Annotated in this window: 9 protein-coding genes; 7 read left to right on the forward strand and 2 right to left on the reverse strand. The window is 42.1% G+C overall.

The annotated features are described in order from the left end of the window. The first annotated feature begins 509 nt into the window (after window positions 1-509). The 3 genes from mobC to H6F42_RS21320 all read left to right on the forward strand — a co-directional run bounded on the left by mobC (window position 510) and on the right by H6F42_RS21320 (window position 3,140). A complete protein-coding gene (mobC, locus tag H6F42_RS21310) occupies window positions 510-920 on the forward strand; it encodes a plasmid mobilization relaxosome protein MobC (protein WP_190401390.1) in 411 nt (136 codons plus the stop codon). Then, window positions 910-2,433: a relaxase/mobilization nuclease domain-containing protein gene (locus H6F42_RS21315; RefSeq protein WP_190401391.1), complete on the forward strand. Its 1,524-nt coding sequence runs from the start codon at window positions 910-912 to the stop codon at window positions 2,431-2,433. The genes mobC and H6F42_RS21315 overlap by 11 nt, the downstream gene beginning before the upstream one ends. A 140-nt stretch (window positions 2,434-2,573) precedes the next feature. Next, window positions 2,574-3,140, forward strand: coding sequence for a protein tyrosine phosphatase family protein (locus tag H6F42_RS21320; protein ID WP_242018558.1), 567 nt, complete (start codon window positions 2,574-2,576; stop codon window positions 3,138-3,140). Here H6F42_RS21320 and H6F42_RS21325 read toward each other — a convergent pair. Both H6F42_RS21325 and H6F42_RS21330 read right to left on the reverse strand, forming a co-directional pair. Continuing rightward, entirely contained in the window at window positions 3,133-3,582 is a 450-nt protein-coding gene (locus H6F42_RS21325; RefSeq protein ID WP_190401392.1) for a VOC family protein, read from the reverse strand. The genes H6F42_RS21320 and H6F42_RS21325 overlap by 8 nt on opposite strands. Window positions 3,583-3,697: 115 nt before the next feature. After that, the gene (locus H6F42_RS21330) at window positions 3,698-5,902 is read right to left on the reverse strand and encodes an ATP-dependent RecD-like DNA helicase (protein WP_190401393.1); all 2,205 of its coding nucleotides are present in this window, start codon (window positions 5,900-5,902) and stop codon (window positions 3,698-3,700) included. A gap of 130 nt (window positions 5,903-6,032) precedes the next feature. On the opposite strand from H6F42_RS21330, the gene H6F42_RS21335 reads away from it, so the two are divergent. The 4 genes from H6F42_RS21335 to H6F42_RS21350 all read left to right on the forward strand — a co-directional run bounded on the left by H6F42_RS21335 (window position 6,033) and on the right by H6F42_RS21350 (window position 7,598). Beyond that, window positions 6,033-6,230: a hypothetical protein gene (locus H6F42_RS21335; RefSeq protein WP_190401394.1), complete on the forward strand. Its 198-nt coding sequence runs from the start codon at window positions 6,033-6,035 to the stop codon at window positions 6,228-6,230. Further along, entirely contained in the window at window positions 6,230-6,442 is a 213-nt protein-coding gene (locus tag H6F42_RS21340; RefSeq protein WP_190401395.1) for a hypothetical protein, read from the forward strand. The genes H6F42_RS21335 and H6F42_RS21340 overlap by 1 nt, the downstream gene beginning before the upstream one ends. A gap of 204 nt (window positions 6,443-6,646) precedes the next feature. Beyond that, entirely contained in the window at window positions 6,647-6,814 is a 168-nt protein-coding gene (locus H6F42_RS21345) for a hypothetical protein (protein WP_190401396.1), read from the forward strand. Then, window positions 6,795-7,598, forward strand: a complete 804-nt coding sequence (locus H6F42_RS21350; RefSeq protein ID WP_190401397.1) for a hypothetical protein — start codon at window positions 6,795-6,797, stop codon at window positions 7,596-7,598. The genes H6F42_RS21345 and H6F42_RS21350 overlap by 20 nt, the downstream gene beginning before the upstream one ends. Window positions 7,599-7,897: the final 299 nt, after the last annotated feature.

A 7,897-nucleotide genomic window follows, 5' to 3' on the forward strand; every position in this document is an offset into this window, starting at 1 on the left:
ACTCGGCCAGTAATTTCTATGCCTTAGGTATTATATTTTGCGAGACAAATTTATACCAATTGAGTGAAAAATGCATATAATTTATGTCCCAAAATTATACCTAGTATTGTCCCAAATTTATCCCAAAATCGTACCTGAAGTTGTCCCAAAGTTGTGCGGATCGATGCGGATCTGCAACGATTTTCCGTGCTTTGAGGTATGTCTAAAACAGCTCGCAAGCTATGTTGCTCGTCGGACAAGAAATCGCGCTATCGCTTGATTTTTGTTCGACGGCAACATTACGCTTGCCAAAGGGGAGTACCCCCTTTGGAATCCCCCAAGCCAAATGACAAAATGCAAAGAAATTTAGAAAAAATAAACTAGATATAAAATTGGCACTTTAAAATCTAAGTGTGTGGAGGAGAATAGGAATTGCAAAAATAACTGATAGCTACGGCTTATCAGGATTTTTATGATTTGCAAATATTTTTGACAACAATTAAGCAGGGAAAACTTTAGGAATAACAGCAATGACTTTATCCGTTAGATTTACTGTGCGAATGACTGAAGAGGAGAAAGTAATCCTAGATGAAAAAGCAAGTCAACTGAATGTTAAAGCAAGTGAAATTGTGAGATGTGCAACGTTTAAATACGATCTGCCGACATCTAAGGTACAAGTTGTAAACGTAGATTGGGATCTTTATCACCTGTTGGGGGAAGTCAAGTATGAATTGAATAAAATCGGTACAAATATCAACCAACTAGCCCATGATGCCAACTTGAGTCTAATGATGGGTAGCCCAATGCAACTACAACTGGAGGAACTCAATGAGATATCGCGTCGTATTGATCAATCAATTGGTTCAATATCTGAACTAAGAACTCTGATTACGGAGAGTACAGGGATAAAGCCCAAATTAGGAGAAGAGGATGATCGGTAAAATTATTAAGGGAAAGAGCTTTCAAGGCTGCTTATCCTATGTCATGGGAAAAACTGGTGCGGCAGTCATAGGTATGAATATGGATGGCAAAGATCCATATAGTTTGGCGAATGAATTTTCTTTATCTTGGCAATTGCGCCCTAAATTAAGTTACAAAGTTTGCCATGTAATTCTCAGCCTTAGTCCTGAAGAGCATCTTAACAATGATGCTTGGCAGACAGCGATCGCCCAATATCTCAAAGAAATGGGATTTACCAATAATCAGTATGTGGCTGTAAAGCATACTGACAGAGAAAATCACGAACACATACATCTCGTGACCAGTCGGGTGCGGATGGACGGCTCAGTAGTTTCTGACAGTTGGGATTGGACGCGCAGCCAAGATATAATCCGCAAATTGGAGCAGGACTTTGGACTAGCGGCTGTACCATCTAGTTGGGAGAGCGATCGCCAAGAGCAAACCAAAAGTCAGATAGATAAGGAATTAGAAACGGGCAAAGTTACTGTAAAGCGTCAACTTGCAGACAAGATCGATGCAGCTCTGGTAAATACTGAGTCATTGCCAGATTTTATTGAAAAGCTAAATCTGGCAGGGATTGCAGTTAGGGTTGACCGAGATCGCAAAGGAAAACCGAAAGGGATTGCTTACAAATTTGATGAGGTGAGTATAGCTGGCTCCAGTGTGGGCAAAGCCTATTCCTTGCCGCGTATCTTAAAGCGGATCTCCAGCACCCCCGAACAGGTGATACATCCTAGCGTTGCTACTATGGCATCTCACATATCGCAGGTTATTAGAGAGCAAGTAAAAGTAGGAATGACCATGCCCCAGTTAATAGAGCAGTTGAAACATTCAGGAGTAGATGCTCATGTTAAATACACCCGCACCAAAAAGATTAAAGGTATTTCCTACAGTTTGGGAAATAACAGCATCCAAGGGAATGAGCTAGGCAAAGAGTATAGCTGGGGAGGACTTCAGAAGTATTTACAGGTTAGTTACGATCCAGCGCGCGATCGCTCGATTATTTTGGAGATGCAAAGTGCCGATCGAAAGGCGGTAATTCAGCCTATAGAATCTCTTCGTCAAGCCGAACAGGGTTTATCAGATAGTTTGTTAAATGAGCTTGTGGTTGAGTTAGAAAAACAGCGATCGCTTAAAGCACCCCAACTAACGCAATCTAAAAATATTGTTAAAGCGGACATCCCGATTAACTCAGAGCAGAATAGAAATGACCACGCTCAGATGGTCGCAGCGATCTGTCATCAACTCCTCAATGAGCTAGGGGCTGATAGTTTTGGAGAAATGGGTAAAAACTCTTACGGTATCCAACGAAGCGGAGATACTCTGACAGTTGAGAGATTACGAGGCGATCACCAGATCATCTTGCAGGTTAAGGGGCAGGAAATTGGGTTTGCCAATTTAAGCGAATTTGATATCCAACAATTTGAGCAGGCTTGGCAGCATCGATCTCAAGCACAGCAACAAAATATTGACTCACAAGCCAAAACTGTATGAGCTACCATGAGACGGTTTTAATACACGTTACAAAATAGCGATCGCACTTGCCATACCCAGAAAACTAGGCGTTGCTGATTTAGGTTTAAAATAAGCAAATCTGAGAAACTGTTAGACTGTCAATCGTTAGCAAAAGAGCATTGACCGCAAATGTCATGAATTATGGTTGGCTACAACTTTTGGGAGGAATCATATTTTTGGTTCTATATCTATTTTTCTCAGCCAAGACAGAAATGGGAACTAAGTTGTTTATGAGCCAAAATAGCGATCGCCTATCAGAAATCCTTAACTTTCTGCAAATCTCAGAAAAACTAGCCACGGCAGGACAGCCAACCGTCAAGCAGTTCCGAGCAATTGCTGATGCTGGTTATGAGACAGTGATCAATCTGGCTTTACCGACTTCTGACGGGGCGATCGCCAATGAAGCACAACTAGTTCAAGCGTTGGGCATGGAATATATTGCCATTCCTGTGAATTGGGAAAGTCCGACAATGACGGATTTAGATAAGTTTCTGCAAGCAATGGAACAACGTCAACAGCAAAAAATCTTTGTCCATTGTGCTAAGAATATGCGCGTTTCTGCCTTTGTCTATCTCTATCGTCGCTTGCATCTCAATTGCGATCCTGTACAAGCGATCGCGGATTTACATAAAATCTGGCAACCCAACGAGACTTGGCAAAAATTTATTGACACAAAACTCACCTAGGATCGCAGCGTATTTCAATCAGAAATCCATCGGGGTCATAAAAATAAACGCCTCTGCCAGTGGGACGAGTAACAGGCTCACCCTCAATTTGGACTTGATGAGATCGCAATACTGACACCGCTTGCTCAAACAATTCAGGAGCAATATCAAAGGCTAGATGATTAGCTCGTGTAAATTGTCGCTGCGGATCGAGATCGGGCGGAGTAAGTTCTGGTTCCCAAAACAAATCGAGAACTGTGCCATCGGGAGTTCTAAAATTCGCTACTTTACCTGCTGCTACTAAATCGATTAGAGTACTGGGAACCTCTTCACCAATGAGTTGATGCAGTCCCAGAATGCTGCCATAAAAATCACAAGAGACTTGCATATCCCGCACATTCAAAGCAATGTGATGTACTCTTCGTAAAGCTCCATTCGAGATCGTAGCTTGCGTAGATAGCATAGTCGAACTATTGGATAACATAAAATCAGTTCTAGCTAGGTTTACCAATAGTGTAAAACGGTTAGCACAAAGTTTTGTGATTCAACAAGTCTGAAAAGCTCCCTAGAGTCATAACTTAAGATTGAGGATCGGCAAACTTTGCTAACCGTTTCGCCAGATAAGTATATCTATGCCGATCGCTAACTTGTTTAACCGCCAGCCCGATCGCTTTCGACTCACCGACAATAATTGCAAGCTTTCGCGCACGAGTCAGTCCAGTGTAGAAAAGATTACGAGAAAGCATCAGAAAATGCTGCATAAACAGAGGCATGATCACCACAGGATACTCGCTGCCCTGCGCCTTATGGATCGTCGTTGCTCTAGCGAGAGAAATCTCATTGAGATCGGCATAATCATAGGTTACTTGCCGATCGCCAAATAACACCGTGACTTCCCGTTCCTCCAAATCGACACCTGTAATCGTACCAATATCACCATTAAAGACCTCACGGTTATAGTCATTCACCTGCTGCATAATGCGATCGCCTAAGCGGAAGATTGTATTCCCATACTTAATTTCGGGCTTCATCGCATCAGGAGGATTGAGAAGTTGTTGCAAGACAACATTGAGATTGCGCGTACCGACATCACCTCTAGTCATGGGACAGAGAACCTGCATATCCTGCTGAGGGTCAAAGCCCAGAGTGGGTAACAAGTCGGTAATGATGTCGCAAATACCTTGTTGACCCGCTTCAGCATTGGGCATTTCCAGCCATAGGCAATCAGATTGGGGCTGATTAGAAACCTTTTCCATATTTGGAAACTTACCCGTGTTGATACGGTGAGCATTCTGGATAATTTGACTTGCCTGAGCCTGACGAAATACCTCAGTGAGCGTAATCACTGGGACTTGCTGAGAATCAATTAAATCTTTGAGAACATTGCCAGCGCCGACACTGGGAAGCTGATCGGTATCGCCGACAAGAAGTAGTTGAGAGCCTAATGGAATCGCCTTCACTAGAGAAAAGGCAAGAAACAAATCCAGCATCGATGCTTCATCAATACCGATCGCTTGAGCGGTCAGAGGATATTCCTGATTGCGTTTAAAGCCCATTGATTTTGGATCAAACTCTAGAAAACGGTGAATTGTCTTCGCCTCACAGCCCGTGACTTCCTGTAATCGTTGAGCCGCCCGACCCGTAGGCGAAGCCAGAGCAATCTCCTTACCCATTGCTTTCCAAAGAGCAACAATCGTGCGGGTAGTGGTAGTTTTACCTGTCCCCGGTCCACCTGTGAGAATTAACACCGATGAAGTTGCCGCCATCTCTACAGCTTCGCGTTGTTTGGGCGAGAGTTGGATATTTCTTTGGGTAGTGTAGCGATCGATCCAAGCCTTAACCCGTTCAGAATCTGGATTGTGTTTGTGTTGCAATAGTTGATAAACCCGTTCAGCAAGATTTTGTTCCGTGTGGAAGTAAGTAGGTTTATAGCAGATGAACTCGCCTTCTAATCCCTGCATCACCAAGCGATCGTTGATGGAGAGATGGAGAACAATTTTAGAGATAGTTTCAGGATCTGGCTGATAGTCTTCGAGGGCAAGCAGTTTAATCGCTTTTTCTTCTAGTTCTGGTCGCGGTAAATAGCAATGACCATCTTCGGCAGCTTCCCCTAAACAGTGAAAGATTCCCGCAATGCTGCGAAACTCAGAACTAACTTCAATACCAATATTCCGAGCGATTTGGTCAGCCGTAAAGAAACCAATACCATAGATATCTGTCGCCAGTTGATAAGGATTTTCGGAAACGGTCTGAATGGAATCATTACCATAATGCTTGAAAATCTTGACCGCATAGGTGGTGGATACTCCATGTCCTTGCAGAAATACCATGACCTCCTTAATCGCTTTTTGTGTCTCCCAAGCAGTTTTAATCATCTTCACCCGTTTCTTGGCAATGCCAGGAACTTCAATCAGACGGTCAATCTCATTTTCAATGATGTCAAGGGTATCTAAGCCAAAATGAGTGACGATGCGTTTAGCAGTGACTGGTCCCACGCCTTTAATCAGACCACTGCCAAGATATTTCTCAATTCCTGTAATTGTTGCGGGTTTAGTTTCACGGTATTGAGTGACTTGGAACTGGTCGCCAAACTTGGGATGCGATCGCCATGTGCCTTCTAGGGCAAGAGTCTGTCCTGCTTGGATATTGGCAAAGTTACCGACTACGGTGATTAGGTCTTGAGCCTTGGGGACTTTTAGCCGCGCTACGGTATAGCCTGTCTCTTCGGAGTGAAAGGTGAGGCGTTCGATAATGCCTTGGAGGTAGTCGATGTTGTCAGGCATAAGCCATAAGGACGGATAAATGTAGCGATCGCTTTACCATTATTAGCTAAAATGTTGTGATGCTACAATTGATTGATGATCGCTAAAATTAACCAGCGCAAACGATTATTTTCTATAGAAATCTAAAACGATGACTATTCAACAAATTGAGTCGGCTATATTAGAACTTCCTCCTAGCGAATTTCGCAAAGTTATTGATTGGCTGTTGGATTTAGATTATCAGCGTTGGGATGAGGAGTTAGAGAGTGATATTGAGTCGGGGAAGTTAGATTTTCTAGCACACGAAGCAATTGAGGATTTTGAAAATGGATTTTGCAAGCAAATCTAATGCACTTCACAACCAGACGATTTTGGGGATATTACAAGGCTTTACCTGAGACTATTCAGGAGATTGCTGATCAAAGTTATGAGTTATTGAAAACGAATCCATCGCATCCGTCTTTGCACTTAAAGAGAGTTGGGAAGTATTGGTCAGTAAGAATTAGTAAGGAATATCGGGCAGTGGAAATTGAGGTTGAGAAGGCAATTTCTTGGTTTTGAATTGGTACGCACGCTGAGTATGAACGTCTCATTGGGAAGTAATAATATTTGGGCGATCGCCTAACTAAATAATTAAATTTAGACAAATATATTTGTCTAAAAATCAGTTTAATTTATTATTTTTGGTAAGTTGCTTATTTTACTCAAAGTATCTAGTACTATGGAATTTAATCGATTTCACAAATTTTAAAACAGGGGTGTTTTATGGTGAACAATGCGGCAAATTTTAAAAAAGTGGCTGAAGTGGGCGAGGCAGTTAGTTCTTCTATATCGGCTATCGACTCTTTCCAGACTCTCGTTGAGCAAAAGCTAAGGCAAGAAAATGAGCAGAAAAAAGCGAAATCTAAAGTTGATGAATCCAAATCCGTCTAGAGTCTTACGCTTGTTTGCTGAAACTCAAGACCGTTTGTATGATGGTGACACTATCAAGAAGATGATCAGTCAGATTGCTAGGCACACTAAAGATTGTAAGGTTATTGTGAATTGCGAGGCGATCGCTGATTTACTGCAAATCGAGTTTGATCAGACTTTTCTAAGAAATGATGTCAATCAACATAAGGATGCGGTTAAATGGCTGAATAATCATGTTACTTGGGTTCATGAAAAGTACAAGGAGGTTAAGCCCTTCTTAGAAAATTGCGATCCTATTTGGTACACAAGATTACAAGAAGCTACAGATGCTCAGTTAGCTAGGCTTAGTCAGTTAGTTTCCCTTTTGAGTGCTGTTCCTGATATTTGCGATTTGGAGGGCAATGTCATTAGACCGAATGATTTGGTTACTTATCCCAGTAAAGATCAAGAGGATAGAGCGTATAACCATTATGGAATTGTAAGAGCAACTCCGCATGGTTATACTGTCGCTCATTTCTTTACGGGTGAGACTATCAGACCAGAGGGGCGGATCGCTGAGGTGGGAATTGGTTATGTTCATTTCACTCCTTACAAAGCTGAATGGCTTTTTAAAGAGCGTCCTGAATCTATTTCTGACAGCCAAATCGAGGCGCGTATTCACGAGTCAAGGCAGAAGTTTATAGATGCGAAAGATAAGCTATGGAATAAGCTGCTTTATAACTGTGAGCATTGGGCTAGAGAAATGGTTTACGGTGAGGCTAGGTCAATTCAAGTCGAGAATTTACGAGCCAAGAAAGTTGTTTAATTAAATTTTTCCGTTTATTCACTATATTTTTAGAAGTTTGGAGCATATTTTATGTGGTGGTTTTTAATTCCTTTTGGTATTGGCATAGCATCTTCGATAGCAAAAGAAACGAGATTATTGAATGATCCAAATAAGTGGTATGGATTGATGGAATGCAACAAGTGTGGCTATGAATGGAAATCGCGAGAGACTGTCAAGAAAAATGTGTAAAGTCTAGAAGCTAGAGATGGAGACGATCCTCAAAGAGGATGGCAAATCGATTAAGAGCAGGTTTCCAATCCCGAATCGGCATTGTCCAC

The sequence above is a fragment of the Pseudanabaena sp. FACHB-1998 genome, from assembly GCF_014696355.1.
Taxonomy (GTDB): domain Bacteria; phylum Cyanobacteriota; class Cyanobacteriia; order Pseudanabaenales; family Pseudanabaenaceae; genus Pseudanabaena.